This window comes from Crocosphaera sp. UHCC 0190 (genome assembly GCF_034932065.1).
GTDB lineage: Bacteria > Cyanobacteriota > Cyanobacteriia > Cyanobacteriales > Microcystaceae > UHCC-0190.
In genome coordinates, this window is record NZ_JAYGHP010000005.1 from 95,153 (window position 1) to 120,622 (window position 25,470).

The following is a 25,470-nucleotide window of genomic DNA, read 5'->3' on the forward strand; positions in this document are numbered from 1 at the left end:
CTTAAATTATCTCCTCTGAGGGTTCTGTGACTAAGCGATCGCCGCCCTTTTCTACGGCACGCTGTAAGGCTTGAAAAGCCCGTTTGAGTAAAATATCTGGGGAGATAGTTTGAGAAGGAATTTCAGTGGCAACTCCTAAACTAATGGTTCTTTTGTATGTCAAATTTTCATTGAATTTTTTGATTCCTTTGTAAATTTCTTTAGCCACTTGTAATACTCCATATTCATCGGTTTGTGGCAATAAAACAGCTAACTGTATTTTACTGTAACGACAAACTAAATCTGCCGGACGTTTAGTAACACTTGCAATAATTCGAGCAACTTTTTGTAAATCAGCTTCTTCTTGAAGATTCAGTTTATTGGGAGAAAAGCGATCAATTCTAATCACAATTAACGATAAACTGGTTTGGGAACTATCGCCCCAAAGAATGCGTTCACGGGTGCAACGTCGCCATTCTTGGAGAAAATAAGTTTTAAAATAACGACGGTTAGCTAATTGGGTTAAACGATCAACAATGGAAACCTCTTCTAACTGATGATTGGCTTGTTTTAAGGCATCATTTAAACGATAACAAGTTTGAATCGCTTGCTGCAATTGATGGTTTTTTTCATTAAGTTGTTTGCGGAGACGAACTATCGTTAATTGATGCTCAATGCGAGTCATAATTTCTTCCCGTCGGAAAGGATAACTCAAATAATCTGAAGCACCAACATGAAACCCTTGAATGGGATCAAAAGAACTATCTTGTGAATCAGTCACAAAGAGAATGGGAATTTCTTTAATTAATGCTTGCGCCTTGAGATCACTACAGAGGGAATAACTATGAGGATTTTGCGTGTAATGAAGTAAAATTAAATCAGGATTAATCGATTCTAGTAAATTAATTGTTTGTTGCTCATAATTTCCGCTACGGACTTGATAACCATACTCCGTTAACAGCGCAGACAAAATATTAAGCTGATCGCAGGGATTGCCTATCAGAAAAATAATTTCTGATAGCATTGGTTGATTGTACATAATGTTATCAAGATTCTCTATCACTTTAGGGTTCCCTATCTTAAGGGAAAATCTGTCATTAGAGAAAGGTTTTCAGAATTAGGGTAAAAATAACTTAACATTAAATTCTAGGGTTTAACTAACAGACTGACTTCGATCAATGCCTATTTCCGCTCTTTGCCTATTTTACGTCTTTTCTGTTGGCTTAGCCCATTTTTTATACAATCTGTAACACCCTAGAATTTTAACTTATTTCTAACCTGAATATGAACCCTACTTTTCCTTATCGCTCAAATTATCGTATTTTAGGAAAAATTGGCCAAGGGCAATTTGGTCAGGTTTATTTTGCCTTGCGTCGTCATCGGGGAGACTTTGTTGCCTTGAAAAATCTGGGGCCAGGGTTTCCGACTAACCGATTTTTGCGAGAATTTGCCTATTTAGTCAGTTTACGTCATCCCAATATTGTTGCTTGCCAGGCCATAGAATATCATGCAAAGGGACGATATTTAGTAATGGATTATTGTGAAGGAGGAACCTTACGAAATCTAATGGAATCCTCTGATCAATTAAGTTTAGAAACCTCTCTTAAATTAGTCACTGATATCTTAGCAGGATTAGAACAGGCTCATCAACACAAAATTATTCATTGTGATATTAAACCTGAAAATATTTTACTGAGTTTAACGCCCCAAGGATGGACAGCAAAAATAACTGATTTTGGGATTTCCCGATTAAGTCAAGAAAGCCTTAATCTTCCCCCAGGAAGTGGTTATACTGGTTCGCCAGCTTATATGGCTCCTGAGCGTTTTTATGGTAAATATTCCTATGGATGTGATTTGTATTCTGTTGGCATTATTTTGTATGAATTAATTTTAGGAGAAAGACCATTTTCGGGGCTGCCAAGTGATTTAATGTTAGCTCATCTTAATCAAAGAATTTTTGTGCCAGATCGGGTGGCTGAACCCTTGAAAGCAATTTTACTCAAAGCCTTAGAAAAGTTACCACAAAGACGGTTTTCTTCCGCTAAAGAAATGTTAGATAAGGTGGCTTTAGCAAAAACTGAAGTATGTCCTTCTCCTGTCTATTGCTTGATAGCTTTACCCCTTGACTCTCCTTTGATTACCCCTGAAATTAAATTACTCAATCAAGTCTCTTTTTCTCAGAAAATCTCTCACTTAGAGGTAAATAATAACAATATTTATGTCGGAATAGATAAGCAGTTAACTTGCTTAAATTATGATGATTCAAGTTTAACAGGACTTCCCAATCATCAACAAGAAATATCTTTTAATGAACCGATTAAAACTTTTGAAATTAGACCTCAAGGTTGTTTTATTTTAACCAAGAGAAAAACGACAGGAACGGCTCAGTATTCTCTATATTGTTATCCTAATCAGGCTGTTCTAAATTCTAGTTTAGTTGCTCAAATTTTGCCCCCATTTGAATCTCCTCAATTTTTGAGTTCTTTGGATATACAAGGAAAATGGTTAGCAGTTATTTCGACAAAAAATAATCACAAAATGACTGGGCAATTTCAAGTTTTTAATCTTCCCCATTTATCGATTGTTCATGCTCCAAATATTTGCCCAATTCCTTCCCAATTAATTGCTTTAGATCATCGTTATGGTTTGGCTCTATTTCCTCGTAATTCTCAAGGAAATAAGCGGACTTTTTTGTATTTATTTAATCGTAGAGGTCGTTTTCTTAAAGGGTTTTCCCTTCCTTTGTTATTATCTTCTCTAACCCCTAATCCTAGCAATCATTATGAATTGTTTGGTATGGAAGACATAGAGCCTCATTATGGAATTTTAATCAAATTAAAACCTTTAAAGGTGACACGAATTGCTTTAGACTTTATGCCAAAATTTATTATTGCTCAAGATTGGGGTTATGGTTTAGCCAATGACAAAGGAACCTTACTATTATTAGATAGAGATGGACAAAAACTCAGTCAAATTGAACTCTCTTTAAGCATTACAGCAATGACAGGTTTCGGGGAATTTAACTTATTAATTGCCAGTTGGTCGAGGAAAACAGCCCAACTTTTTACCTTAGATTTAAGGTCTTATCTTGTCCTAAATGATGATTAAGAAAACTTCTGACTTCTGACTTCTGACTTCATTATTCATCCCCTTCTGTCATCACTCGTAAACGGACGACTTTTTCCCCTGCTTCGTCAAGTTGAACTTCAATCACTTCACTACTTAAGGATTCCAAAGAGGTTAACATCATTCGTAAATGAGGATTACTTGCCCCTGTATCCACATATAAGCGATCAGAAAGACTGCCTAATCGTTTCCAAGTCGTATATAGTTTCCCGACCATTTGTTCTAATTGAGTTGCTTGTTTAACTAAGTCAGCAGCAGTATTTAAACAATCTAATCTTAAGGCCTCTTCTAAAGCCATTTCCAAATCTAAGGGCGTTTTTCTCAAGGTTTGAACTTGGGCCGCTGCATCGAGGTATTTAGACAAATTTCTCGCCTCAGTGGTTAACATTTTTACTGTATCCACATCAGGATTTTCCGTCATTTCTTTTTGGATCGCTTCGAGATGACTATCGGGTAATTTTTCCATCTCCTTAACCAAAGGGGCAAGATGACGGGGGGGTAACGTCCCTTCAGATGCCTTTTCCTTGACTTCTGGGGGCAATAAATCCGAACTCATAGCCGTCCATTCATCCGATAGCTGTTTAACTTCTCTACGGGTAATGCGATCGCCTTTTTGGGCCGCTTCACTGACTAATCTTTGCACCTCTGGGGCAGATTTAGCCGTTTCGACAAAGGCCCGTTTACTAAAATTGTTGATAGAATCGGGATCTAACTGTCCTTCTGCTAATAAAGTATCGGCACTATTAGCCAGTTGAATCAAAGCATAAGCCTGACTTTTGGTAATTTCTCTCTGTTTTAACCAATTGAGAAAACCTGTCCCTCTCCCGTCTCCCCCTTGTTTTTCCCGATCGCGGATCGCCCGTAAAATTCTACCGCGCCAGATATCCGTTTGTAGATCAAAGCGATCGCAAACTTTCCACACTGCATCTAACTGTTGCTGAAAGTCTATCTCTTGAATCTCTTCATCTTCAGGATCGGGTAACTGAAAATTAAAGTCTACAGGGCTTTCTAGGGCATTGCGAATGTCATCAGGAGAAGGGGGGACAGCAACCATATTCATTCTTCGTGAGTCAGCTTAATCTATCTGAGTGTCGGACTATTCATCATATCACTTACCTGAGTTCGGCGTTAGGAGTTCGCAGGATGTCAAAGCTGAGTAAATGATATATTAACAATAATGCTCAATCAGCGATCACTATGACCTTTTTCCATCAAGATGACACCTTACAACACCTTGGCACTCAAATTCTTGAGACGACTTGGGCAGAATTTCCCGAATTAGCCAGAGATCAATTAGCCTTAACTTGGATTGTCTACGATCCTCCGGTAATGGTCAATACGGGAGGAGCAATTTCAGCAGAAGAATTTTGGAAATATCCGGTTAGAGGGTTTAGTTATCGGGGAATTGAACGCATTTATCCCGCAAGTATTGTTAAACTCTTTTATTTAGTAGCCATTCATGAATGGTTAGAACGAGAAATGATTCCTGAGTCGGCAGAATTAAGCCGTGGAATTCGGGATATGATTATAGATTCTAGTAATGATGCCACAAGTTTAGTTGTTGATGTTTTAACGGGAACAACTAGCGGGCCAGAATTACCTCAAGGGCCTTTTGAAACCTGGCAAAATCAACGTAATATTGTGAATCGTTATTTTAGTGGTTTAGGTTGGGAAGAATTAAACAATATTAATGTGAATCAAAAGACTTGGTGTGATGGCCCCTATGGGAGAGAACGAATATTTTTGGGAGAAATGATGGAAAATCGTAATATGTTGACTACTAATTCAGTAGGGAGATTATTACATAGTATTATTGGGGGAATTGCTGTTTCTTCCCAGCGATCACAAGAGATGATGGCTTTATTAAAACGTAGTCTTACCCCAATGGATATTAGTCCAGAAGAAGAAGATCAAGTCACAGGTTTTATCGGTGAAAGTTTACCCTCTGATGCTGAATTTTGGTCAAAAGCAGGATGGACAACTCAAGTCCGTCATGATGCTGCTTATATCGAAATACCTGAGCAAAAACCCTATCTTTTAGTTGTGTTTACAGAAGGAAAACATAATAGTAATAATCAGGCCATAATTCCCTTTATTTCTCAAACTGTTGTTAAGTCCATACAACAACTAGAAAAGTGAAGACATCTTTAATTGTTATTTGTGGGGCGACAGCAACAGGTAAATCTGGATTAGCCGTAGAATTAGCACAGGGTTTACAAACGATAATTATTAGTGCAGATTCTCGTCAAGTTTATCGAGAATTTGACATTGGAACGGCAAAACCTAGCTTAAGTGAACAAAGATTAGTCTCCCATTATTTAATTGATATTTGTGACCCAATTGAGACATTAACCTTGGCAGAATATCAAGAAAAAGCTCAATTGTTAATCAATAATTCAATCTCAACTCCCCTATTAGTTGGTGGTACAGGATTATATATTAAGTCTATTGTTAAGGGATTAAAAATACCAAGAGTGTCACCTCATCCTGAATTAAGATTACAATTACAAGGGTTAGGACAATCACAATGCTATGAAATTTTAAGAAAAATTGATCCAATTTCTACCCAGAAAATTCATCCTAATGATGAAGTTAGAACCCTGCGTGCTTTAGAAGTTTTTTATGTTACAGGAATGCCCATTTCTCAACAACAAGGAGAAACCCCTCCGAGTTATCCTATTCTGCAAATAGGGTTAGATTGTTCCCCTGAAAATTTACAAACAAGAATTGAAAAAAGAACTGAAAAAATGATAGAAATAGGATTAGTTAAAGAAGTTGAAAATCTCATCAAAAAATACGGATGGGAGTTACCCTTATTAAATACCTTGGGTTATCGTGAAATTAGAGATTACTTAAATAATAAGATATCTTTAGAAGAAGCAAAAGACGAGATTATTTTACATACCCGTCAATTTGCAAAACGTCAACGAACTTGGTTTCGTGCTGATCCAAATATTGAATGGTTTGATGTTATGTCTCCCGATCTTTTAGACAAAGTTTGGCAGAGAATTAAACAGTTTTCTACGGAGCTTTAAACTGTTATCTAAAATCATACAATTAAGCAATTACGATTAACCTGGTAGGGTGGGCAATGCCGACCTTCTTTAGTACAAATGACCTGTGCTATTCCTCAAAACATTATAGAGTCTCAGGATCAATTCCCAATTCCCTCAATTTTTGTGCTAATTGTTGACGTAAAACTTGTTCCTGTTCAAGTTTTAATTCAGCTTGTTCGGCCCTATATCTTTCTCTTGCTAATAATTCACTTCCCCATAATAATAAATTACCGGATTGATCCCACCACCGTAACCAAGAAACAGTCATTTCTGCTTTTTTCCCCGGCCATATTCCCAAAAATAAGTTAATTTCCTCGATCCAATAGCGATTATTTTCATCAGCTAACTGTTGTTCATATTTACCTGAAACTAAACGATAAACATCTAATTCTGCTGTTTTGGGATGAAAAATTACATAAACAGGCACTTGTAAAATTTTCTCGTAGAAATACCATTTACCATAGGGATAATGAGGATTAATCGAGTATTCACCCCCTTCTGTTTCTGAAACAAATTCGATGACAATGGCAGGAATATCACCTTCTAAATGGGGAGTATAACTACGTCGAATCTCGCCAACAGGTAAAGACTGTACCGATGGCACATAAACCCAATCAGGGGCTTTAACGATAGTTTTATCCCCTACCGTAGCACATAAGCCAAAATTAGAGGCAATTAACATCGATTCGACGATTAAACCGGCTAATTCTAGGGATTCTCGTAAAGCAGATGCTAAAAGGGGTTGTAGATTACTTTCCACAGGTTCATCAGGTAACTGAAAATCATCGGGTAATTTTTCCCAAGTGATCGGAGGTAAGGGGTTTATTTGAGGGCGTTGTAAGGTTGTCATTTATCTACTTCAGTGACTCGCCAACTTAACTTTAAATTAAACCAGAAATTCCAGAGAGTGACACAAGCGATCGCTAAGAAATTAGCTAAATATTTATTTAACTGAAAAACATTAAAAAAGATATTCAACAGTAAAACATTCAGAACCAATCCCGCTAAACAAACAATATTAAACTTAATTAACCGTTTCACTCGCTGACGCTTTCCAGGTTGAAGACGAGAAATATCTCTAAATGTCCAAAAATCATTCCAAATAAAATTATTAATAATCGCCAATTCTCCAGCAATGATTTTACTGCGAGTTAGGGGTAATCCTAGGGTACTGGCATCACTTAATAGAAAAAGAAACCCCATGTCAACCACGACACCACTTAATCCCACCAAACAAAACTGAATAAAACGGGCGGATAAAGATAAACGTAACCTGACAAGATGTTGCAGATATTCGATATATTGTTTCCAGGTGACTTTACTTTCCCCTGCCTGACGTTCTCGAAACACATAACCTGCTTCAGCTAACCAACGAATTTTACCCCTTGCTGTCACTTCAATCAGAATTTTATAGCCAACCGGACTTAAAGTTTTGCCCGCGATCGCGCTACGACGTACCATAAAATAACCACTCATGGGGTCAGACAAACGGCCAATGACTTCAGGAAGAATCATTAACCCTAACATTTGCGCCCCACGGGAGAGGAAACGGCGGATAACACTCCATTCACTGACTCCACCCCCTTCAACGTGACGACTTGCTACGGCTAAATCAGCCCCTTTTCCCATTTCTTGTAACAGTTGTTCTAAGACTTCGGGGGGATGTTGTAAATCTGCATCAATTACTCCTAAAACTTCCCCTCTGGCCCCTTGCCAACCGCGAATTACCGCAGTGGAGAGTCCTTTTTCTTCTACCCGACGCATGACTCGTAATTGAGGATAATCAGGGATTAATTCTAGGGCTAATTTCCAAGTTTGATCGGGGCTATTATCATCCACAACGATCAATTCATACTCCCCTGGAATGGAGCGATCAAGTAATTCACTTAAAATTTTGACAATATCAGCAATATTACCCGCCTCATTATAAGTCGGAAGCACTAAAGAAAATTTGAGGACATTATTATCAAAACCTTCTAGGGTTTTTGGGATTTCCGCAATTTGTAATGGGCCAGTAGGAACAGGCAATAAAGATTCATTGAGCATTAGTAATTGAGAGTAGCTATTTTTAGGGCAAATACTATTCAGTTAAGCTTACCGTAATCTGTCCCTTTTTTGGCTGACTTTTTATCGAATTAAATGCCTTCTGCCTCCGTCGATATCATAACCCTTGTCCGACTTCGAGATATCGTGTTTTGCCGTTGAAATAAATCACCGCTTTTTGGTTTTGTATCCCCATCAAAACCCCGCCACTATTGCCTACCGCTTCTCCGATCTCAAAGCGTCGGGTGATTCCATTAAAGGTAAATAAGGCGGAAGAGCGTTCCCCAGCCTCTAAAACACCGACTAAGGTATGATTCCCATTCGTTACGGGTTGGGAGTTTGAAGCAATTTCTGGGGGAACAGATAAGGAAGTTTGGCCAGGTACTAATACCGGAACCGTTGTCGGGGGCGCAGCAGCAGAGGGAAGAGGAAGGGGCGGGGGGGCTGGTATATTGTTGATCTTAATGGGAGTTTGGGGAGACGGAGGTGTCACTGTTCCAGGGTTTCCAGGGGTGGAGTTTGGGGGATACATTGGCACGTAAATTCGTTCAATGATCTTCTCAGGGGTTGTTCCAGGGGGGGTCACGGCCACCGTCGAAAGATTGCTCTCTGTGGGCTTGACTAAGGTTTTTGGGGTTGATGTTTGGTCAAGCATTTTTAAGGACTGTTGTAAATAGGCGATAAATCCGGCATCTTCGGCGGATAGAGGCGGCTTTGTGAGGGGTTGCTCTTTGGGTTTAGAGACTTGGCTGACTAACCACACCAGCACTAAGATTAAGTAAGCACTGGCAACCCCAAAGAGAATTTTATCGAGATGTTTGATGATAAGGCGATCGCTTTGACTAGGGTTCACGTCCTTTCCTCACTGTAAATTAGTTATTATTGTGGCATCAAATCTCAAAAATTCGTAGAAATGGCCTGAACGGGACAGGCGGGAATACATTGTTCGCAAACCACACAACGCGATCGCTTAAAGACTAACTTGAATGTCTCTGGATCAAGCACTAGGGCTTCTGTCGGACATAATCCTGTACATAAGCCACAGTCTACACATTTATCTTCATCAATGACAATTTCTCGACTGGCTAAGGATACCCCGATTTCTTGCGATCGCATCCATTCTAGGGCGGCCTCAATCGCATCAATATCCCCTAATAATTCTAAGACTAATTTTCCCACTTGATTGGGGGCAACTTGGGCCCGAATAATATTGGCTGCAATGTTAAACTCTTTGGCTAAACGATAGGTTAAGGGCATATGAACCGTTCGTTTGGGAAAGGTTAGGGTTACTCGTTTTTTCATGATTTTAAGTTGGGGAAATTAACCAAAGTTGGCACAAGCACAAACAATTATATTAAATTAGTAAAAGCTCTCATCTTTTTAATATTTTTTATGTCTGAACTTGTTAGTGCTAACCGCGTTAGAAATATCTTAATTGCTTTTGCTGCTATTACCCTTAGTATAGCGATCTTTTTTGGCTTTCAAACCCAAACAGGTTCCGTTTCTTTAGAGGCACAAGCACAAGCAGCAACCCCGATAGAAGTCGCTTTAAACAACGGCAAACCCACCTTAACGGAATTTTATGCCAATTGGTGTACCAGTTGCCAAGCTATGGCCCCAGAATTAGCCCAACTAAAACAAAAATATGAGAAATCAGTTAATTTTGTGATGTTAAATGTAGATAATAGTAAATGGTTGCCGGAAATTCTCCGTTATCGGGTTGATGGTATTCCCCACTTTGTTTTTATTGATGATACTGGAGAGGCGATCGCTCAAACCCTTGGGGAACAACCTCCCTCGGTGATGGAAGCAAATTTAGATGCCTTAATTGCTCATCAAATCTTGCCCTACGCCTATTCTACGGGCCAAACCTCGGACTTTAATACCCCTGTTAATACTCCTTCTGGTGATCCTCGTAGTCATGGGGCCCAAGTTCAATCTTAGTGTAAGGGGGTGAGGAGAATAGACATATATTCAAGACAAAAATGGCAATTATTGTTAAACATCAAACAACGGGCCACCATTATCTCTTGGTGGGGACAGGGTTAGGAACTGATCAAGCTTTACCGTCATCTCGTTTACTAAAAAATTGGCTTCCTGCAACCGTAGCGGTATGCGATCGCCAAGGAGAAATTTTTTGGCTACCTGCTGCGGAAGTTGTGGTAATCGAAGTAGACGGGAGTTCTCCTGCTGACTTATTACCAGAACCGGAAATTCCACCCCCACCCCCTGAACCGGAAATAAGGGTCAATTCTGATGTTGAAGTATTTGGGGATGATGAGGATGAAGACTGGATCTAAGAAATCTTAACTATTAGTCTTACAGGCGATTTAACCAATTTAACATCAATTCGTTGACTTGATGGGGGTTTTCATCATGAGGGCAATGGCCCGCCTTTGGAATAGGATAAAACTCGGTATGATGAACGTTTTCTGCTCGTTCCTGATACATTTTTGACCCGGTAATGGGTGTCCAAGGATCATCAGTTCCCCATAACACTAATAAAGGTTGTTCTATTTGGGGTAATAATTCCCTAGGATGAGGGCCGGGAGGGGCAGTTAATACGGAAGCAAAGACTTTTTGGGCCCCAGGATCACAAGAAGGTTGATAGAGAATATCGACTAACTCATCGGTGACAGCATTGCGATCGCAGTAAACTTGATATAAAGTGCGACGAATGCGTTGTTTTTGACGAATGGTATTAAAAATAAACTTTCCGGTTACAGGAGAACTCACTAATTTGGCAAAGGTTCCCATAATGAAACGGAGAGGAAAATTTAACTCATCAGGACGGTGATTTAACCCACCTGCACAATTAATTAATACCCCGCCTTTGCTAATTTCAGGATAGTTTGCCAAGATCATTAAGGTTAATAGTCCGCCAATGGAATTACCCACAAATACCGTCGGTTTATTAATATGTGCTTGCCAAAAGTCTCTAATTAAATCTCGCCACAATTCTACGGTATAATCCAATTGAGGCTTGTCCGATCCCCCAAATCCTAACAAATCTAACCCATAGACTTGATAGTTTTCTTGGGAAAGGGAGGGAATATTTTTGCGCCAATGACCGATAGATGCGCCAAATCCGTGAATTAAAAGAATGGGTTCACCTTGCCCCTTAACTGTGTATTTAATACGGTGTCCCTGCCAATGCCAATAGTAGCTTTCCAAGGCGTTAGGGTTGATCAGTTCTGATGTCGTCATGAGAATTTGTTAAAGGGTTATTCAATTAAGTTTTGTTAATAATATAACCCATTTACCGATAGAAATTGAACGGGGAGATTATTATTTTATTGTTTCCCCTACTCTCACTGACAGAGATTAAGGTGAGAGAAACTTTCATCCCCTGTTCAACCCCTATTGTTTGACATTTTCGGGGATTACATTTTATTTAAGTTAATTCCAGCTTCTTTGGCCATAGCGTTTAACCCTTTCCTTTGTAGGGTTTTAATGGCTTTGGTAGAAATGTGTAATCTAACCCAACGGTTGCCTTCTGGCCACCAAACTCGTTTCCATTGTAGGTTAGCTTCTTGTAGTTTTTTGGTGCGACGGTGAGAGTGGGAGACAGCAAAAGCGTTATTCGCCTTTTTTCCGGTTAGCTGGCATTTACGGGACATGGGAAACCTCCTTTTTGATGCAATGAAGTCCGATCTCTAATCCTAGCAAACTCTGGCAAGGTTTTCAGCCATGTCATTGTGGAAAGTAGGGGTCAACAACCGTTGACCCCTAGTAGATCTTAATGATAAAAGTATTCCTATTTGTTGGGTTGGGGGGTCATGCGTAAATAGGGTTTAACTTCGGTAACACCTTTGGGAAACTTCTGTTTTGCTTCTTCTGTGGGAATGGAGGGAACAACCACACAATCATCTCCATCTTTCCAGTTGGCAGGGGTGGCAACTTGATGATAATCGGTTAATTGCAGAGAATCAATTACCCGCAAAATTTCATCAAAATTCCGTCCTGTACTAGCAGGATAGGTCAAGGTTAGCCGTAATTTCTTGTTAGGATCAATAATAAACACGGAACGCACGGTTAGGTTATTGAGAGAGTTGGGGTGAATCATCCCATATAAGTCTGCCACCTTGCGATCGGGATCGGCAATAATGGGATAGTTGACCGTGGTGTTTTGGGTTTCGTTGATGTCGTTAATCCAACCTTGATGGGAGTCTACACTATCCACACTCAAAGCGATCACTTTAACGTTACGTTTGTCAAATTCGGGTTTGAGACTAGCTACTGTCCCTAATTCAGTGGTGCAAACGGGGGTATAATCGGCGGGATGGGAAAACAGCACAACCCAGCTATCTCCGGCCCATTCATGGAAAGAAACGTTGCCTTGGCTAGTTTCTTGGGTAAAATCAGGTACAATATCTCCGAGTTGAAGAGCCATATTTGGTAACTTCCTATACATTTTAAAAGGAGCATTTTTATTATTACCATAAATGTTCAATGATTTCTCAAAATTTTAGGTATTTATAATAATTCTTGATAAAGATTAGGAAATGTTGTTTCGTATTTTTCATTATTGTCACTTTCCATAAACTTAATCATAAAATATTAGGTAATCCGACACTTCTCGGTTTAACAAACTTTCCTTGAAAATCAATCGTTTTTTCTTGATTCGTTGCGGCATCTTTAATCGTTCTTGCTTCCGCTAATGCCTGGCGAATTTCTGCCTTTTCAAATTCATCATTCACTCCTCCTAATAAATAAATAAACAGGCGACTGGCCAATTTTTTACCCGCTACTTGAATCCGTTTTTTCATCGGATCGTAAAGTACACCATACCATAAAGATTGGGATTTTTCCATATTACTAAATCCCCCAATTTCATCGAAATATATTAACTTTTCAAAGATACTTTTTAGATCAAATTCTTTCCGAAATACCAAAAATCCCAAGGCTTGCATTAAAGCAATTTGTCCCACAGGACGAAACAGCATATTTCCTTCACCTCCCCCTTTTTCATGACTAAAACGTCTCAATTCAAAGCTTTTTACCCCTTGTTCTAATTGACGATAACTGGGTAAAGAAGCTAAATAATCAAATAATTCCTGTAAATCTTCTAACCCTTCTTCTATTTCTTGATCATCAGGACGTAAAGCAATTAAATTCTTTTTATCTTTATTTTTCCAATGAGAAAATTTATCACCTAAATACCCTTCTGCCATATCTTGTAAAGCTTGCAAAGTTGTCAAAACTGTTGACTTATTAGAAATGGTTGCACTATCCCAATTTACGCGGGGGTTCCAGTCATGTTCATCTCGATCTTTTAACAGAAAATGAGTAATCGCAAGTCGGCGAGAAATAATTGCAAAACCATCATCTTCATTCAATAAAACTAACTGTCCTTTACTTAAAGCAATGGCCATGCGGTTAACATGAACAAAAATTGTTCTTACCCGTCTTCTCGCTTCTTCATAGGTTTCTCCTTGCATAACAGCAGGAATAAATTCAATGCCAATCTTTTCTTGAGATAAACTTTGTAAAGATGCTACATCTAGATGATATTCTTCAATTAAATCATCAATAGTAATAACGGAACCCGTGGCTTTTTTATACTTATTATAAACCTCTAATCTTCCAGTTTTCAACAATTCCATTAACCCTTGTATTCCCATCAATCGATGCTGTCCATCTAGGGCAAAAATAGAATAATCTTCTCCAATATTGATCAATCCCATTCTATCTTGTTTATCTAAGGAGGTAAAGTCATCCACACTCACTAAAGCGCGGCGTTCGCTGCCCCATTCTACTGCATGAGGATCATTCACCCATTCACTACTAATAACCACTAAAACAGGAGGAAATTTATGGTTTCTAACAACGGCTAAATATTGCGCCAAATGTGATTGCCGTGACCAATCTAAGGGACGTTGTTGTAATTCTTCAACGGTTTCTGCATCTCTAATAATATTATCAGTAATCGGATCATATTTGCGCCGAAACAAAGGCAGTTGAGAAGCAAAACGAACGCGACTAGCTAACCATTCTAAAGAAACAGAACCCAGATAACCTTGAGTGTTGCCCATCTGGGTTTTCTGGACAAAAATTTGCTCTTGACGGGATAAATGACGTTCTAAAAGTAAGGCGAGAGCTTCTTTTTCTTCCGTATCTTGGTGCAAAAGTTGGCGCGTAAGATTTTGATCCATATTAATTGTTATCTTAAAATTGACTGAATAACATAGTCTTCTCATAATAAACTAGAGAGTAAGCTGTCGGGAAAAGTCCGCAAATCTTTACAGAGACAGTAGCACAAGGGTCTTAATATTCGTCAAACTAAAAAGAGAGTTGTTTTCTGTAATACCAAAATGCCCAGTAAGAAAGTTCACGTTAACGAATACACCGTCAGAGCGCATAATCGCGTCATCCATACCCGTATTTTTAAGTTCCTATGTTCTTATTGTCATGACAGTTGTGAGAGAGAAACCTACGCGACTGCTTGTCCCAAGTACGGCAACCAATGCGAAGGCATCACCAAAAAATGTAAGCGCTTTGTCAAAGAACAGCAAAAGTAAGCCATGATGAAACCACCATCACCCCCCGCAGGAGTGAACGAATATTTAGCTCAATTAGCTGATTATTATCGTCAACTGATTGAATATCATCAACAGGCGGCAATCAGCGCGGCTCAGCAGTTGGGAAACGTCCAAGCTCTATTATCCGCTCAATCATCCCTCCCTGAATCGGTGGAAGCTCAATCTTGGCTGCTCAATGATACTAACCCTGTCCCTGATGAAACTATCGCCGACAACAGGGAAGATGAAGAGACGGAAAATGAGGATGAATTTTTCGTAATACCGTCGCCAAAAATTCGAGAGTTATTGGAGACGGAACGCGGAAAAATGCTACAAATTGACTATATCTTACGGCATTTTTATGGTCTGATTTCTGAGGAGCAGCAGCAACAGGTGAAGCCGTTAATGGAACAACAGTTAATAAAAGGAGCTAAGCAAGGACAATGGGTAAAAGTCCCTGATGCTCCTGATTGTTGGACATTAACCTTGGCAGATTTTCCTGATTTGGTCGAAAAGAAACTGAAAAAAGGAGAGGTTCCAGACGATGCTTTACCCACCGCTAAGGTAGCCAAGTTGTTGTCAGTTACCATAAATTTTGTCTTAAATTTACGGATAAGATATCTGGAACAATTTATAGAGGGTGTTGATTATTTTAAGAATCATCAAAAGCATTATTTCTGGTCAGAAACAGGGATAGAAAAATTGCAGAAATTAAAGCAAGTTTCTTCACCAATAGCCAAGGGTAATCGTTCTAGCCAAAAGTCTTCTGCTATTGCTATGTTGCCGGAATATCGAGGGTTATCCAAGCAACAAGCGATTCAAAAGTTGCTCCAATCAAATCAAGGAAAAGAGTTTACGATTACTGAAGTTACCCAGGGAATTTATGGGCAATTAAACCAGACACAACTTCGTATTCTTCGAGAGGATATTCTCAAACATTTATCCTCTGGAAAATTGCAAGGATTATGGAAAAAAGTACCGAATAAAATCGGAGTTTATATGGCTAACTAAAACCCATTTCAGACGCTGATGGGTTCAGGAAGCTCAAATAATAATACTTCAGCTAATTCAGATAATCCTGTCAGGGTGATTTCATCTATGTGCATAATGGCGGCCCCATCTCCTGCATAGAGTTGAAAATCGCCTAATTGTACTGATCCTTTAATCACTTGAACCCAAGCACCCCGCCCCTTTTTTAACGAAGATTGAACGGTTTGGCCTTCCTTTAACTGAGTTGTATATAAGTCTACAGCTTGATGAATGGTGACAGAGCCTTCTCTTCCATCTTGGGAAGCAATAAGAGAGAGTTTTCCTTCTTTTTCGGTGGGGAAGAAGTGTTTTTGTTCATAACTAGGGGTTAAACCTTCTGTATCTGGAATAATCCAAATTTGCAGTAAATGAACGGGATCTGTCTGAGAAGGATTAAATTCACTATGTTTAATTCCCGTCCCTGCGCTCATTCGCTGTACATCCCCAGGACGAATAATTGAGCCATTGCCCATGCTGTCTTTATGTTCTAAGGCCCCATCAATAATATAGGTGATAATTTCCATATTGCGATGGGGATGGGTGGCAAATCCGGCCCCTGGTGTCACTTTGTCTTCATTGATCACCCGTAGCGTCCCAAACCCTACATAATTGGGATCGTAATATTGACCAAAGGAAAAGCTATGACGACTATCTAGCCAGCCAAAGTTAGCCATTCCTCGCTCTTGTGACGGACGCACTGTAATCATAACCCTTTCCTCTCGTTGATGATTAACTTTAATTTCATCATAATTCCCCATCATTAAAAAGACAATATAATATTTTTTAGACAAATTGTTTCTTAATTAGCGACAGTATGGATAAGTTTGCAAGTCTTCGCGCCTTCACCCAAGTGGTTGAATTTGGGGGGTTTGCGGCAGCGGCCCGAGCAATGGGGTTATCTCGTTCTGCGGTCAATAAATTGGTGATTAACCTAGAAAATGACCTGGGGGTACAGTTACTTCATCGTAGTACAAGACGAGTTAATCCGACTGCAACAGGAATGGCTTTTTATGAGCGATGTCTGAACATTTTAGCGGATTTAGAAGAAGCAGAAATTGCAGTTTCTCAGCTACAAGTTGAACCAAAAGGAATATTTAGAGTCAATGCGCCGATGTCTTTTGGGACTATGTATTTAACCCCTATTTTATCACAATTTATGTTAAATTATCCTGCTTTAAGAGTCCAGTTAACCTTAGAAGATCGTTTAATTGATCCTATTGCTGAAGGCTATGATCTGGTAATTCGGATTGCTCATCCCCCGAAATCTGAAAGTTTAATTGTTCAAAATATCGCCCCAATTAGACGTATCTTATGCGCTTCTCCTGCTTATTTAGATACTCATTCTATCCCATCTCATCCTTCAGAATTACGGGAGCATTCTTGTTTACATTATGGTTATTTAGCTAGTGGTAATCAATGGCAATTAATGGGGCCAGATGGAGAACATACCATTTTAATTAAAAGTCTTTTATGTTCTAATAATGGGGAAGTTTTAAGGGAAGCTGCTATACAAGGATTAGGTATTACTTTGTTACCTATTTTCATGATTGATTTTGCTCTTCAAAAACAGCAATTGGTGATAATATTACCTGATTATTATCCACCAGACATTGATATTTGTGTCATCTATCCTGCCCAGCGTCATTTATCAATTAAAGTCAGATTATTTAGTGAAATCTTACAAAATCATTTGGGACAATTATTTACAAAATTAACCCCGCAATCTTGTTAAGTTGACTTTTGATGATTTTTGCTTTAAAGAAAATCTTTTTTGTGGCAAAATTCTCAATAAAAAATTAAGTACACTCAGAGCTTGTTGTAACCTGAGCAGTTTAATTTTCAAGGATTGATAACGTTTTTTCAGATAAATAGTACCTTCCTGTCCCTTTAAAATAATCTCTGGTGCAGGATGAAAAATGACATGAATTCGCTGCTCTAGTCGGGTTAATTGATAGGTAAATTTTTGCAAAAAATGAGACAATTTTCGCAGTTGCCAAACTAGATAAAAATTGATCAGGGTAAGAACTAAGTTAAAAAGAATTACAAACAGCAACATTCAATGTTAGAATAGGGGGTCGGAAGAGTAATGGGGAATTAGCTCAGCTGGTAGAGTGCTGCGATCGCACCGCAGAGGTCAGGGGTTCGAATCCCCTATTCTCCATCTTATCGGAGTCTCTGACAAAACCTTCAAGATAAGAGTCTGTAATGGTTCGTTGCTCAGGGATGGATTCATAGGATAATAAAATCAGACAATGTTTAGCAGAAGACAAATATCCTATTGTCACAAAACAGAATTCTACTTAGGATGTAAAGGAGATTAGATTGGTTAGCACAACATCATTGAAAACCACCAAATCGGAAGAAATCTTTGCCGCTGCTCAAAAATTAATGCCAGGGGGGGTTAGTTCTCCGGTAAGAGCATTTAAGTCTGTCGGTGGACAACCCATCGTCTTTGATCGAGTCAAAGGGGCTTATATTTGGGATGTAGACGGCAATCAGTACATTGATTATGTAGGAACCTGGGGCCCCGCCATTTGTGGCCACGCTCATCCTGACGTCATTACGGCACTTCATGAGGCACTAGAAAAGGGAACCAGTTTCGGGGCCCCTTCTGTGTTAGAAAATGTCCTAGCAGAAATGGTCATTGATGCGGTTCCGAGCATTGAAATGGTGCGTTTTGTCAATTCAGGTACGGAAGCTTGTATGTCCGTTCTGCGCTTGATTAGAGCTTTTACAGGACGGGATAAAATCATCAAGTTTGAAGGCTGTTATCACGGCCACGCTGATATGTTTTTGGTTAAGGCCGGTTCCGGGGTTGCAACCCTTGGTTTACCGGACTCTCCTGGGGTTCCTAAAAGCACGACCAGCAACACCCTGAACGCTCCCTATAATGATTTAGAAGCGGTTAAAACCCTCTTTGCTGAAAATCCCGATCAGATTGCAGGGGTTATTTTAGAACCCGTTGTCGGTAATTCTGGTTTTATTGTCCCTGATGCGGGCTTTTTAGAGGGATTACGGGAATTAACCAAAGAATATGGGGCTTTACTGGTATTTGATGAAGTGATGACGGGTTTTCGTCTTGCTTATGGTGGGGCCCAACAAAAATTTGGTGTCACCCCTGATTTAACTACCCTCGGCAAAGTGATCGGCGGTGGTTTGCCTGTGGGAGCCTATGGGGGACGTAAAGATATTATGTCTATGGTGGCCCCGGCTGGTCCCATGTATCAAGCGGGAACCTTATCAGGAAACCCTTTGGCCATGACAGCAGGGATTAAAACTCTGGAATTGCTGCAAAAACCAGGAACTTATGACTATTTAGACCGCATTACCCAGAAATTAAGTGAAGGGTTGTTAAAGGTTGCCAAAGAGACTGGTCATAATGTTTGTGGGGGCTATGTTGGGGCAATGTTTGGCTTATTCTTTACGGAAGGGCCAGTTCGTAACTATGAGGATGCGAAAAAATCAGATCTCGCTAAATTCGGGCGTTTCCATCGGGGAATGTTAGAACGGGGTGTTTATCTTGCTCCGTCTCAATTTGAGGCTGGATTTACTTCCCTAGCTCATACAGAAGACGATATCGAACGCACCTTAACGGCAGCAAAAGAAGTTCTAGCAACACTGTAAACATTAACAGGGAAAGGGGAAAGGGTTAGTCTTTTTCCTTTTCCTTCTGTACAAGTTCACAAATTCTCAGTTTTATTAGGGAAAGCTTAGGGTTTTTTCAGAATCTTCCCTTTCAATTCTCAGGATAAGGAAAGATACTCAGAATTGAAAACCAACTCAAAGCCCAAAAGCAGGATTTCAAGTCATGATCTTCTCACAAAAAACTCAACTTCTTCTCGCCACTGGCTTAGTTTCTGCCTTGATTCTTGGTAGTAGCTTCTCTACAACCACAACCTCTGTTAATGCGGCTGAAGAATTTCAAGTTAATCTTCCTATCCTCATGGCCCAAAACACTCCTGTCGTTAAGATGGGAACCTTCGTTAAAGCTGAAGCTCCCACAACGGGAGTAGCCAGAATTGTCAGGGAAAACGGACAAACCTATTTGGAGCTAGACTCAGCCTTCAGTACCACCGATCAAGCCCCTGATCTGCACGTACTACTTGATCCCGATGCAACCCCTCCCAAATCTTACTCTAACTCTAATATGAATCGTTTTGTCAATTTAGGGAAGTTACACAACGCAAAAGGGGCGCAACGTTATCCTATTCCTAGTGCTATTCAAACTTCAGGCTTCAAGTCAGTGGTTATCTGGTGTCGTATGGCTAATGCCACCATGGGTTACGCTACCCTTAAATAATAAGAGTGATGGGGTCAGGGAGTGGGGAGCTAACTTCTAACCCCTAACCCCTAATTTTCGGGTCAAGAGTTTACTTGAGTTTTATTCACCAAAATTTCTGCTTTTGTAGACACCATGGCCCCTAATAATTGTTCAGGAGAAACCGAGAAGGGTAAGCGATGAATATCTGAATTAGGATGACAGGTAATTTTGGCTGCTTGACGTAATTGATTTAACGTCACCTCTCCTAATCCTAAATCTTCTGGGGTTTTTGGTAAGCCAATTTCTTCATAAAATTTCAACAATTGCTGTCGAGAAGAGGCGGCTAATTGATTCCCTTGTATCATCTCTTCTAGGCGTAATTGAACGAGAATACCATAAGCTACTTTTTCCCCATGTAATGCTTCATGGGCCGCCGGAATATGGGTTAAACCATTATGGACAGCATGGGCCGCTACTGTGCGACAATTTGCACCCCCTAAACCTCCAATTACTCCCGCTAATAATACCGTTGCATCTACCACTTCACACCAGTCTTCCCCACCAGGGTTTTCTAAGGCCGCTGCTGATTTTTGTAATAAAATATCTCGTAAAATTCTGGCCTGTTGCACTGCCGCAATCGTTAAGGTTGCGGTAGAATTACCACTACTAACGGATGCTTCATACCATTTGGCGATCGCATCTCCAATTCCGGCAATTAATGTCCGTTTAGGGGCGGTTTTAACAATATCGTAGTCTAAAATTAGTAAGTCAGGACAACGCAATAAGGGAACATCATATTGAAAGGCTCCCTCGTTAGAATAAATATTAGATAAGGCTGTCCAAGCGGCACAAGTTGCCCCTGAGGTGGGAATAGTAACAATGGGGAGTTGTTGCTGGTGGGCTAATAATTTAGCGGTATCAAGGGCTTTTCCACCCCCCACTCCTATGATAAAATCGGCTTGATGTTCCTTGGTGGCTGTGGTAAGAGTTTCTAAAGAATTTTCTGAACAGTCTGGGCTATAGGTTGCTTGGGCAGCAGTAAGTTTAAATTGTTTAAAAATGGGGTTTAAATGGGGGGAAATCACAGAAAGGGTGTTATTTCCGCCTACCACTAAGGGACGTTTCCCTAAACGAGCAATTGCACTTCCTGTTTGGGATAGAATACCCTGTCCTTTGATAATTTGAGCAGGAGAGACGAAGAGGGGTGTGATCTTGGTGGTAACTGATGATGAGATTTTCGCGGTTTTTGACGACATCTGATGAGTTTAAGATGAGATAGAGGGTAGTTATTTATTTTAGGGTAACAAATTAACTTTGATCAGGGGATTTTAGGTTTGTGTAAGACTCAAGTTAAGATAGACAGTTGACTTCAGTTTAACTTAAGTTATACGATAGATGACTTTGAACTGAGTATTCAGAATAAAAAAAAGAAGTTAAACTGTTCATACCGATCAGGTAACAATTAAAATTTAACAAATATAGCTCTACAGAAAAAACACAAGTAGGGGTCAACGGCCGTTGACCCCTACTAATTATCAACTGAATAAAGCTGCATTACCTCAGTAATTCCTAATCGAGATTTTACCCCTAATTTGAGGGAAGAAACATGACCTCTGTGAAAATGATCACAAGCAGCACAACCGATCATTGCTGCATTATCTGTACATAATTTAATCGGCGGAAAATGCACAATTAAATTGTGTTCTTTTGCTGCTTCTTGTAACTGTTTTCTTAGTCCACTATTGGCCGCAACTCCTCCCCCAACCGCAATATGAGTGATACCATAATCTAAGGCACAGGCAATGGTTTTTTTTGTTAATGATCGGGCAACTGTTGCTTGAAAACTGGCCGCTAAATCTGCAACAGGTAAGGGATCATATCCCTCTTTTTTTAACTGTTCAACTAATCGTAATACTGCCGTTTTTAAACCACTAAAACTAGAATCATAGGGGTGATAACCTCCCCCTGGTAATGATACCCTTCCCTCTGGTAAAATAAACCTTTCAGGGTTGCCTTTTTTGGCTAAACTATCAATAATTGGCCCCCCTGGATAACCTAATTTTAATAATCTTGCTACCTTATCAAAAGCTTCCCCCGCCGCATCATCATGGGTGGTTCCTAATTGTTCATAAATCCCGCAATCTTTTACATAAATTAAACTGGTATGACCCCCAGAAACTAACAAACATAAAAAAGGCGATTTCCAGTTAGGTTCACTCAAATAAGTGGCATAAATATGACCTTCTAAATGATGCACCCCAATAAAGGGTTTTTGATGTATAATTGAAAGGGTTTTCGCTGCTGTTTCGCCTACAATTAACGCCCCAACTAACCCAGGAGCAACCGTTGCAGCAATGCCATCAATCTCATTCCAGCTTAAATTTGCTTCCGCTAAAGCTTGATCAATACAAGGATTAATGGTCAGTAAATGTTGACGAGATGCTTCTTCGGGAACCACTCCCCCATAGAGCCGATGGAGTTCAATTTGTGAGGCAACAACACTACTATAAACCTCACAATTGTTGACGATGGCCACGGCAGTTTCATCACAACTGGTTTCAATTGCTAATATAGTGGTCATGGGATTCTGAACATTCTCTTAGACAGGATTTTTCATTAAGATATATAAAATCCGGTTTCCATAATCACTTCAGCTAGATAGCCTAGATTATAGAACCGGATTTCTTTGATCATTATATGCCACTTTGAAAACTAGATTCAGTCTTTTGATACTCCTCGCGGTAGAAAGGCGGGGATTCTTGGTTCAGCGAGTCCACTTAACTCAGACTCCTTGCGGTATCGTTGGCCAGAGGTGGTTCTCTTCCCAAGGGTTGACTTTGGGTATGCCCTAGCCTAGTTGTATTGCGACAAATTTTGTATAAACCCCAACTATATTACTGGCAATTAGTTGGGAAGGATCAACCGTTTCTAGGAAAGCTTGCGTTTCCAAGAAGCCAAGCCTAAAAGACCCACACCCACTAGAGCAGCAGTGGTACCAGGTTCGGGTACGGAGACGGGAGGGCCTTCGACACCAACTACATTAAAACCACCAACCAGACCATAGCGATCGCCACCACCTGAACCAGTAAAGCCGAGTTCGATTTCTACCCTTCCGCAACCAGCAGGTGCGCAGTTTACTAGCAGAGGAGAATCTGTGTTGCCGAAAGGCCCATAGGTATGGGATTGTGCTGGATCGGAATCAGCATTAGCAATTGCAAGGATATCACCAAAATTGAGGGTGGAGATTATGGTGTTATTGTTGTCGTAGAGATTAATGGCAATGGTTGACGGTTGACCATTCGGCGTGATACTTACACCATTACCCGTTAAATCAAAAAGACTTCCTGCCAGAGAACCAGCAAAACGAGCTAATCCTGGGATATCTGGAGCAAATGCAGGAAAAACAAATGTTTGGCTGAAATTACTTGCGCCCCCAAAATCTGCGAAACTAACATTAAAACCGCCATTGGGATCTAGAATTGCAGACAGACTGTCGTATTGTGCATAGTCAAAGCCAGCATTATCGGGATCACCAACGGAGCCTTGAACAACCTCTCCAGTCTCAAGGTTGACATAGAATGGGTTTTCGAGGTCGTAGAACAAGTCATAAACGGGATTTCCCTCCTCATCTAAAACGACGTTTCCGTCCGCATCAACCCTTTCTACTTCACCGAGAGGTCCTATGGTGTAGCTGAAATTCCAAACACTTCCGTTGGCTTCAACCGTACCCATCATATCAATGGTAGCGGGCTTACCTGGGGGGAGATCATCTGGGGGGATAAATTGCGCCTGCGCTGCGGTTCCAGCCAGTAATGTCGCTACAATCGAGCTAAAGGCTATCGCCTTGGTATTTATCATTTGGTTTCCTCTATATTTTATTAATAAGAGCTTCTTGGACATAGTAGCTCATAATTCCCCAGTTGTCTAGACAAGTTTGGGAATAATTAAGGAAGTTTTATCTGGCACACACTTAGACAAAACTTATCTTAATCTCAGAATGCAATTACCGGAAAAAAAGTTTTAATGTAAGTAAAAATACATCTAAATTGATTAAGGTTAGACTGGAGAAAATTATCAAAATTTGGAAAAATTAAAAGAGATAAGCGGTTATTTCCTCGCCTATCTCTTGCTATTCCTTATTTATATGAAATCCGGTTATTGGTTAAATTCCCTAACCCCTATTCTGAGAGATTTTTCTCACCACTGAAATAGGAGTGCTATATTAGCTGGCTGCCAGATATTCTTTGACGTTGCCCCGTCGTCTCCGCAGTTGGGCTAAGGCTTGATGTTCTAGTTGACGCACCCGTTCCCGACTAATATTGAGCTTTTTGCCAATTTTGGCTAAAGATAGTTCTTTGCCATCTTCTAAGCCAAAACGGAGGGTTAAAACCTTTCGCTGTTGTTCGGTGAGTTCCGCCATCAGATTGCTGAGATCTTGGCGTAATAACTCTTGGGTGATGTAATGATCGGGGGAAATGCCTTGATCTTCCAAAAGTTCCGAGAGTTCTGTATCTTGATTGTCCCCGACACGAACATCTAAGGAAATGGGTTGACGGGCCATACTCAGAAATTCCCGAATTTGAGCGGGTTCAATCTCTAATTCTTGGGCAATTTCTGCTGGAGTAGCACTTCTTCCTAATTTCTGTGAGAGTTCTCGTTGAGTTTTCTTGATTTTATTCAGTTTCTCGGTAATATGAATGGGTAAACGGATGGTGCGTGCTTGTTGCGCGATCGCCCGCGTGATCGCTTGGCGAATCCACCAATAAGCATAGGTCGAGAATTTATAGCCTTTGGTTGGGTCGAATTTTTCTACACCCCTTTCCAGTCCTAAGCTACCCTCTTGAATCAGGTCGAGAAATTCCATGTTGCGCTTTTGATACTTCTTGGCAATGGCAACAACTAAGCGCAAATTGGCCTCAATCATCTTCCGTTTGGCGCGATTTCCTTGTTCTAGGATTTTCTTAAGGCTGGTTTCCGTCATCTCTACCGCCTTGGCCCATTCTCCTAGACTGGGTTCGAGTCCTGAGTTTTGAGCAAGATTGTCTTTTGTTTCTAACAAGGTCATCATTTTTTGCACTTGTTTCCCATAAACGATTTCTTGTTCGTGGGTTAACAGAGGTACCCGCCCAATTTCATGCAGATAAGTCCGCACCATATCTGCTGAATACGTAGGCTGTTTGGTTTTGGTGTTCACGTTAGCAGTGGGCATTGGTACAGTTTTGACTCCTTAAATCTGCTTAAAAGTCTATTACTATCCTTATCTTTCCCAAAATGTTTATGAATTAATACATGAGGACTGGAAAGAAAGGTTACAAGGTGAAGTCGGTATGACTTTAACTTGTTTTTATCTTAACTTATCTCTTTAGACGATGGCAAGATCTAAAAGGTTCATTTGTTTTTACGAGATGTTAAAAACGAGCAAATCTAGACTAACCAAGGTGTTGAGGGATTTGCG

25 protein-coding genes and 1 tRNA gene are annotated in these 25,470 nt (G+C 40.1%); 10 read left to right on the top strand and 16 right to left on the bottom strand.

The window, feature by feature from the left end; all coding sequences use genetic code 11:
• Window position 1: 1 nt before the first annotated feature.
• Complete coding sequence (locus tag VB715_RS09670) at window positions 2-1,018, bottom strand: diguanylate cyclase domain-containing protein (RefSeq protein ID WP_323300995.1); 1,017 nt, start codon at window positions 1,016-1,018, stop codon at window positions 2-4.
• Between the two features lie 245 nt (window positions 1,019-1,263).
• Here VB715_RS09670 and VB715_RS09675 point away from each other — a divergent pair, with 245 nt between their 5' ends.
• Entirely contained in the window at window positions 1,264-3,087 is a 1,824-nt protein-coding gene (locus VB715_RS09675; protein ID WP_323300996.1) for a serine/threonine-protein kinase, read from the top strand.
• Between the two features lie 31 nt (window positions 3,088-3,118).
• Here the strand turns inward: VB715_RS09675 and VB715_RS09680 are convergent, their stop codons facing one another.
• Entirely contained in the window at window positions 3,119-4,159 is a 1,041-nt protein-coding gene (locus VB715_RS09680) for a hypothetical protein (protein ID WP_323300997.1), read from the bottom strand.
• Window positions 4,160-4,302: 143 nt separating this feature from the next.
• On the opposite strand from VB715_RS09680, the gene VB715_RS09685 reads away from it, so the two are divergent.
• Together VB715_RS09685 and miaA are read left to right on the top strand one after the other, a co-directional pair.
• On the top strand, window positions 4,303-5,244 hold the full coding sequence (locus VB715_RS09685) for a serine hydrolase (protein WP_323300998.1): 942 nt from the start codon (window positions 4,303-4,305) through the stop codon (window positions 5,242-5,244).
• On the top strand, window positions 5,241-6,140 hold the full coding sequence (gene miaA / locus VB715_RS09690) for a tRNA (adenosine(37)-N6)-dimethylallyltransferase MiaA (protein WP_323300999.1): 900 nt from the start codon (window positions 5,241-5,243) through the stop codon (window positions 6,138-6,140). Before VB715_RS09685 ends, miaA begins: the two co-directional genes overlap by 4 nt.
• Window positions 6,141-6,243: 103 nt before the next feature.
• Here the strand turns inward: miaA and VB715_RS09695 are convergent, their stop codons facing one another.
• The 4 genes from VB715_RS09695 to VB715_RS09710 all read right to left on the bottom strand — a co-directional run bounded on the left by VB715_RS09695 (window position 6,244) and on the right by VB715_RS09710 (window position 9,506).
• The gene (locus VB715_RS09695) at window positions 6,244-7,011 is read right to left on the bottom strand and encodes a Uma2 family endonuclease (protein WP_323301000.1); all 768 of its coding nucleotides are present in this window, start codon (window positions 7,009-7,011) and stop codon (window positions 6,244-6,246) included.
• Window positions 7,008-8,207: a glycosyltransferase gene (locus VB715_RS09700; protein ID WP_323301001.1), complete on the bottom strand. Its 1,200-nt coding sequence runs from the start codon at window positions 8,205-8,207 to the stop codon at window positions 7,008-7,010. The genes VB715_RS09695 and VB715_RS09700 overlap by 4 nt, the downstream gene beginning before the upstream one ends.
• A gap of 115 nt (window positions 8,208-8,322) precedes the next feature.
• The gene (locus VB715_RS09705) at window positions 8,323-9,057 is read right to left on the bottom strand and encodes a hypothetical protein (RefSeq protein WP_323301002.1); all 735 of its coding nucleotides are present in this window, start codon (window positions 9,055-9,057) and stop codon (window positions 8,323-8,325) included.
• A 44-nt stretch (window positions 9,058-9,101) separates the two neighbouring features.
• Window positions 9,102-9,506, bottom strand: a complete 405-nt coding sequence (locus VB715_RS09710; protein ID WP_323301003.1) for an NIL domain-containing protein — start codon at window positions 9,504-9,506, stop codon at window positions 9,102-9,104.
• 90 nt (window positions 9,507-9,596) lie between these two features.
• Here VB715_RS09710 and VB715_RS09715 point away from each other — a divergent pair, with 90 nt between their 5' ends.
• Together VB715_RS09715 and VB715_RS09720 are read left to right on the top strand one after the other, a co-directional pair.
• Window positions 9,597-10,148 carry a thioredoxin family protein gene (locus VB715_RS09715; protein WP_323301004.1) on the top strand — a complete coding sequence of 184 codons (552 nt, stop codon included), beginning with the start codon at window positions 9,597-9,599 and terminating at the stop codon, window positions 10,146-10,148.
• Window positions 10,149-10,189: 41 nt separating this feature from the next.
• The gene (locus VB715_RS09720) at window positions 10,190-10,504 is read left to right on the top strand and encodes a hypothetical protein (protein WP_323301005.1); all 315 of its coding nucleotides are present in this window, start codon (window positions 10,190-10,192) and stop codon (window positions 10,502-10,504) included.
• Between the two features lie 19 nt (window positions 10,505-10,523).
• Here VB715_RS09720 and VB715_RS09725 read toward each other — a convergent pair whose 3' ends face one another.
• From VB715_RS09725 to VB715_RS09740, 4 genes are all read right to left on the bottom strand, one after another.
• A complete protein-coding gene (locus VB715_RS09725; RefSeq protein ID WP_323301006.1) occupies window positions 10,524-11,411 on the bottom strand; it encodes an alpha/beta fold hydrolase in 888 nt (295 codons plus the stop codon).
• 176 nt (window positions 11,412-11,587) lie between these two features.
• Window positions 11,588-11,824: a 50S ribosomal protein L28 gene (gene rpmB, locus VB715_RS09730; RefSeq protein WP_323290153.1), complete on the bottom strand. Its 237-nt coding sequence runs from the start codon at window positions 11,822-11,824 to the stop codon at window positions 11,588-11,590.
• Between the two features lie 137 nt (window positions 11,825-11,961).
• Window positions 11,962-12,597, bottom strand: coding sequence for a peroxiredoxin (locus VB715_RS09735; protein ID WP_323301007.1), 636 nt, complete (start codon window positions 12,595-12,597; stop codon window positions 11,962-11,964).
• A 157-nt stretch (window positions 12,598-12,754) separates the two neighbouring features.
• Entirely contained in the window at window positions 12,755-14,359 is a 1,605-nt protein-coding gene (locus tag VB715_RS09740) for a DGQHR domain-containing protein (protein WP_323301008.1), read from the bottom strand.
• A gap of 369 nt (window positions 14,360-14,728) precedes the next feature.
• Here VB715_RS09740 and VB715_RS09745 point away from each other — a divergent pair, with 369 nt between their 5' ends.
• The gene (locus tag VB715_RS09745; RefSeq protein ID WP_323301009.1) at window positions 14,729-15,736 is read left to right on the top strand and encodes a hypothetical protein; all 1,008 of its coding nucleotides are present in this window, start codon (window positions 14,729-14,731) and stop codon (window positions 15,734-15,736) included.
• A gap of 8 nt (window positions 15,737-15,744) precedes the next feature.
• On the opposite strand, the gene VB715_RS09750 is transcribed toward VB715_RS09745, so the two are convergent.
• A complete protein-coding gene (locus tag VB715_RS09750; protein ID WP_323301149.1) occupies window positions 15,745-16,461 on the bottom strand; it encodes a pirin family protein in 717 nt (238 codons plus the stop codon).
• A 107-nt stretch (window positions 16,462-16,568) separates the two neighbouring features.
• On the opposite strand from VB715_RS09750, the gene VB715_RS09755 reads away from it, so the two are divergent.
• Window positions 16,569-17,486: a LysR family transcriptional regulator gene (locus tag VB715_RS09755; RefSeq protein ID WP_323301010.1), complete on the top strand. Its 918-nt coding sequence runs from the start codon at window positions 16,569-16,571 to the stop codon at window positions 17,484-17,486.
• Here the strand turns inward: VB715_RS09755 and VB715_RS09760 are convergent.
• Window positions 17,466-17,810, bottom strand: a complete 345-nt coding sequence (locus tag VB715_RS09760) for a hypothetical protein (protein WP_323301011.1) — start codon at window positions 17,808-17,810, stop codon at window positions 17,466-17,468. The two genes, VB715_RS09755 and VB715_RS09760, sit on opposite strands and share 21 nt — an antisense overlap.
• 32 nt (window positions 17,811-17,842) lie before the next feature.
• Between VB715_RS09760 and VB715_RS09765 the strand changes: the two genes are divergently transcribed.
• The 3 genes from VB715_RS09765 (at window position 17,843) to VB715_RS09775 (ending at window position 20,054) form a co-directional block, all read left to right on the top strand.
• A tRNA-Ala gene (locus tag VB715_RS09765) sits at window positions 17,843-17,915 on the top strand.
• A 161-nt stretch (window positions 17,916-18,076) separates the two neighbouring features.
• The gene (gene hemL / locus VB715_RS09770) at window positions 18,077-19,378 is read left to right on the top strand and encodes a glutamate-1-semialdehyde 2,1-aminomutase (protein WP_323301012.1); all 1,302 of its coding nucleotides are present in this window, start codon (window positions 18,077-18,079) and stop codon (window positions 19,376-19,378) included.
• Between the two features lie 184 nt (window positions 19,379-19,562).
• On the top strand, window positions 19,563-20,054 hold the full coding sequence (locus tag VB715_RS09775) for a DM13 domain-containing protein (RefSeq protein WP_323301013.1): 492 nt from the start codon (window positions 19,563-19,565) through the stop codon (window positions 20,052-20,054).
• A gap of 62 nt (window positions 20,055-20,116) precedes the next feature.
• Here VB715_RS09775 and VB715_RS09780 read toward each other — a convergent pair whose 3' ends face one another.
• The 4 genes from VB715_RS09780 to VB715_RS09795 all read right to left on the bottom strand — a co-directional run bounded on the left by VB715_RS09780 (window position 20,117) and on the right by VB715_RS09795 (window position 25,224).
• Complete coding sequence (locus tag VB715_RS09780) at window positions 20,117-21,271, bottom strand: iron-containing alcohol dehydrogenase family protein (RefSeq protein WP_323301014.1); 1,155 nt, start codon at window positions 21,269-21,271, stop codon at window positions 20,117-20,119.
• Window positions 21,272-21,543: 272 nt separating this feature from the next.
• Window positions 21,544-22,596 carry a tRNA (adenosine(37)-N6)-threonylcarbamoyltransferase complex transferase subunit TsaD gene (gene tsaD, locus VB715_RS09785; RefSeq protein ID WP_323301015.1) on the bottom strand — a complete coding sequence of 351 codons (1,053 nt, stop codon included), beginning with the start codon at window positions 22,594-22,596 and terminating at the stop codon, window positions 21,544-21,546.
• Between the two features lie 347 nt (window positions 22,597-22,943).
• The gene (locus VB715_RS09790; RefSeq protein WP_323301016.1) at window positions 22,944-23,915 is read right to left on the bottom strand and encodes a PEP-CTERM sorting domain-containing protein; all 972 of its coding nucleotides are present in this window, start codon (window positions 23,913-23,915) and stop codon (window positions 22,944-22,946) included.
• Between the two features lie 322 nt (window positions 23,916-24,237).
• The gene (locus VB715_RS09795; RefSeq protein WP_323301017.1) at window positions 24,238-25,224 is read right to left on the bottom strand and encodes an RNA polymerase sigma factor, RpoD/SigA family; all 987 of its coding nucleotides are present in this window, start codon (window positions 25,222-25,224) and stop codon (window positions 24,238-24,240) included.
• Between the last annotated feature and the right edge of the window lie 246 nt (window positions 25,225-25,470).

Excerpts from the sequence above, each read along its gene's own strand:
- VB715_RS09670 (WP_323300995.1), bottom strand. The coding sequence starts at position 1,018 with ATGTACAATCAACCAATGCTATCAGAAATTATTTTTCTGATAGGCAAT.
- VB715_RS09675 (WP_323300996.1), top strand. The coding sequence starts at position 1,264 with ATGAACCCTACTTTTCCTTATCGCTCAAATTATCGTATTTTAGGAAAA.
- VB715_RS09680 (WP_323300997.1), bottom strand. The coding sequence starts at position 4,159 with ATGGTTGCTGTCCCCCCTTCTCCTGATGACATTCGCAATGCCCTAGAA.
- VB715_RS09685 (WP_323300998.1), top strand. The coding sequence starts at position 4,303 with ATGACCTTTTTCCATCAAGATGACACCTTACAACACCTTGGCACTCAA.
- VB715_RS09695 (WP_323301000.1), bottom strand. The coding sequence starts at position 7,011 with ATGACAACCTTACAACGCCCTCAAATAAACCCCTTACCTCCGATCACT.
- VB715_RS09700 (WP_323301001.1), bottom strand. The coding sequence starts at position 8,207 with ATGCTCAATGAATCTTTATTGCCTGTTCCTACTGGCCCATTACAAATT.
- VB715_RS09710 (WP_323301003.1), bottom strand. The coding sequence starts at position 9,506 with ATGAAAAAACGAGTAACCCTAACCTTTCCCAAACGAACGGTTCATATG.
- VB715_RS09715 (WP_323301004.1), top strand. The coding sequence starts at position 9,597 with ATGTCTGAACTTGTTAGTGCTAACCGCGTTAGAAATATCTTAATTGCT.
- VB715_RS09720 (WP_323301005.1), top strand. The coding sequence starts at position 10,190 with ATGGCAATTATTGTTAAACATCAAACAACGGGCCACCATTATCTCTTG.
- VB715_RS09725 (WP_323301006.1), bottom strand. The coding sequence starts at position 11,411 with ATGACGACATCAGAACTGATCAACCCTAACGCCTTGGAAAGCTACTAT.
- rpmB (WP_323290153.1), bottom strand. The coding sequence starts at position 11,824 with ATGTCCCGTAAATGCCAGCTAACCGGAAAAAAGGCGAATAACGCTTTT.
- VB715_RS09735 (WP_323301007.1), bottom strand. The coding sequence starts at position 12,597 with ATGGCTCTTCAACTCGGAGATATTGTACCTGATTTTACCCAAGAAACT.
- VB715_RS09740 (WP_323301008.1), bottom strand. The coding sequence starts at position 14,359 with ATGGATCAAAATCTTACGCGCCAACTTTTGCACCAAGATACGGAAGAA.
- VB715_RS09745 (WP_323301009.1), top strand. The coding sequence starts at position 14,729 with ATGATGAAACCACCATCACCCCCCGCAGGAGTGAACGAATATTTAGCT.
- VB715_RS09750 (WP_323301149.1), bottom strand. The coding sequence starts at position 16,461 with ATGATTACAGTGCGTCCGTCACAAGAGCGAGGAATGGCTAACTTTGGC.
- VB715_RS09755 (WP_323301010.1), top strand. The coding sequence starts at position 16,569 with ATGGATAAGTTTGCAAGTCTTCGCGCCTTCACCCAAGTGGTTGAATTT.
- VB715_RS09760 (WP_323301011.1), bottom strand. The coding sequence starts at position 17,810 with ATGTTGCTGTTTGTAATTCTTTTTAACTTAGTTCTTACCCTGATCAAT.
- VB715_RS09775 (WP_323301013.1), top strand. The coding sequence starts at position 19,563 with ATGATCTTCTCACAAAAAACTCAACTTCTTCTCGCCACTGGCTTAGTT.
- VB715_RS09780 (WP_323301014.1), bottom strand. The coding sequence starts at position 21,271 with ATGTCGTCAAAAACCGCGAAAATCTCATCATCAGTTACCACCAAGATC.
- tsaD (WP_323301015.1), bottom strand. The coding sequence starts at position 22,596 with ATGACCACTATATTAGCAATTGAAACCAGTTGTGATGAAACTGCCGTG.
- VB715_RS09790 (WP_323301016.1), bottom strand. The coding sequence starts at position 23,915 with ATGTCCAAGAAGCTCTTATTAATAAAATATAGAGGAAACCAAATGATA.
- VB715_RS09795 (WP_323301017.1), bottom strand. The coding sequence starts at position 25,224 with ATGCCCACTGCTAACGTGAACACCAAAACCAAACAGCCTACGTATTCA.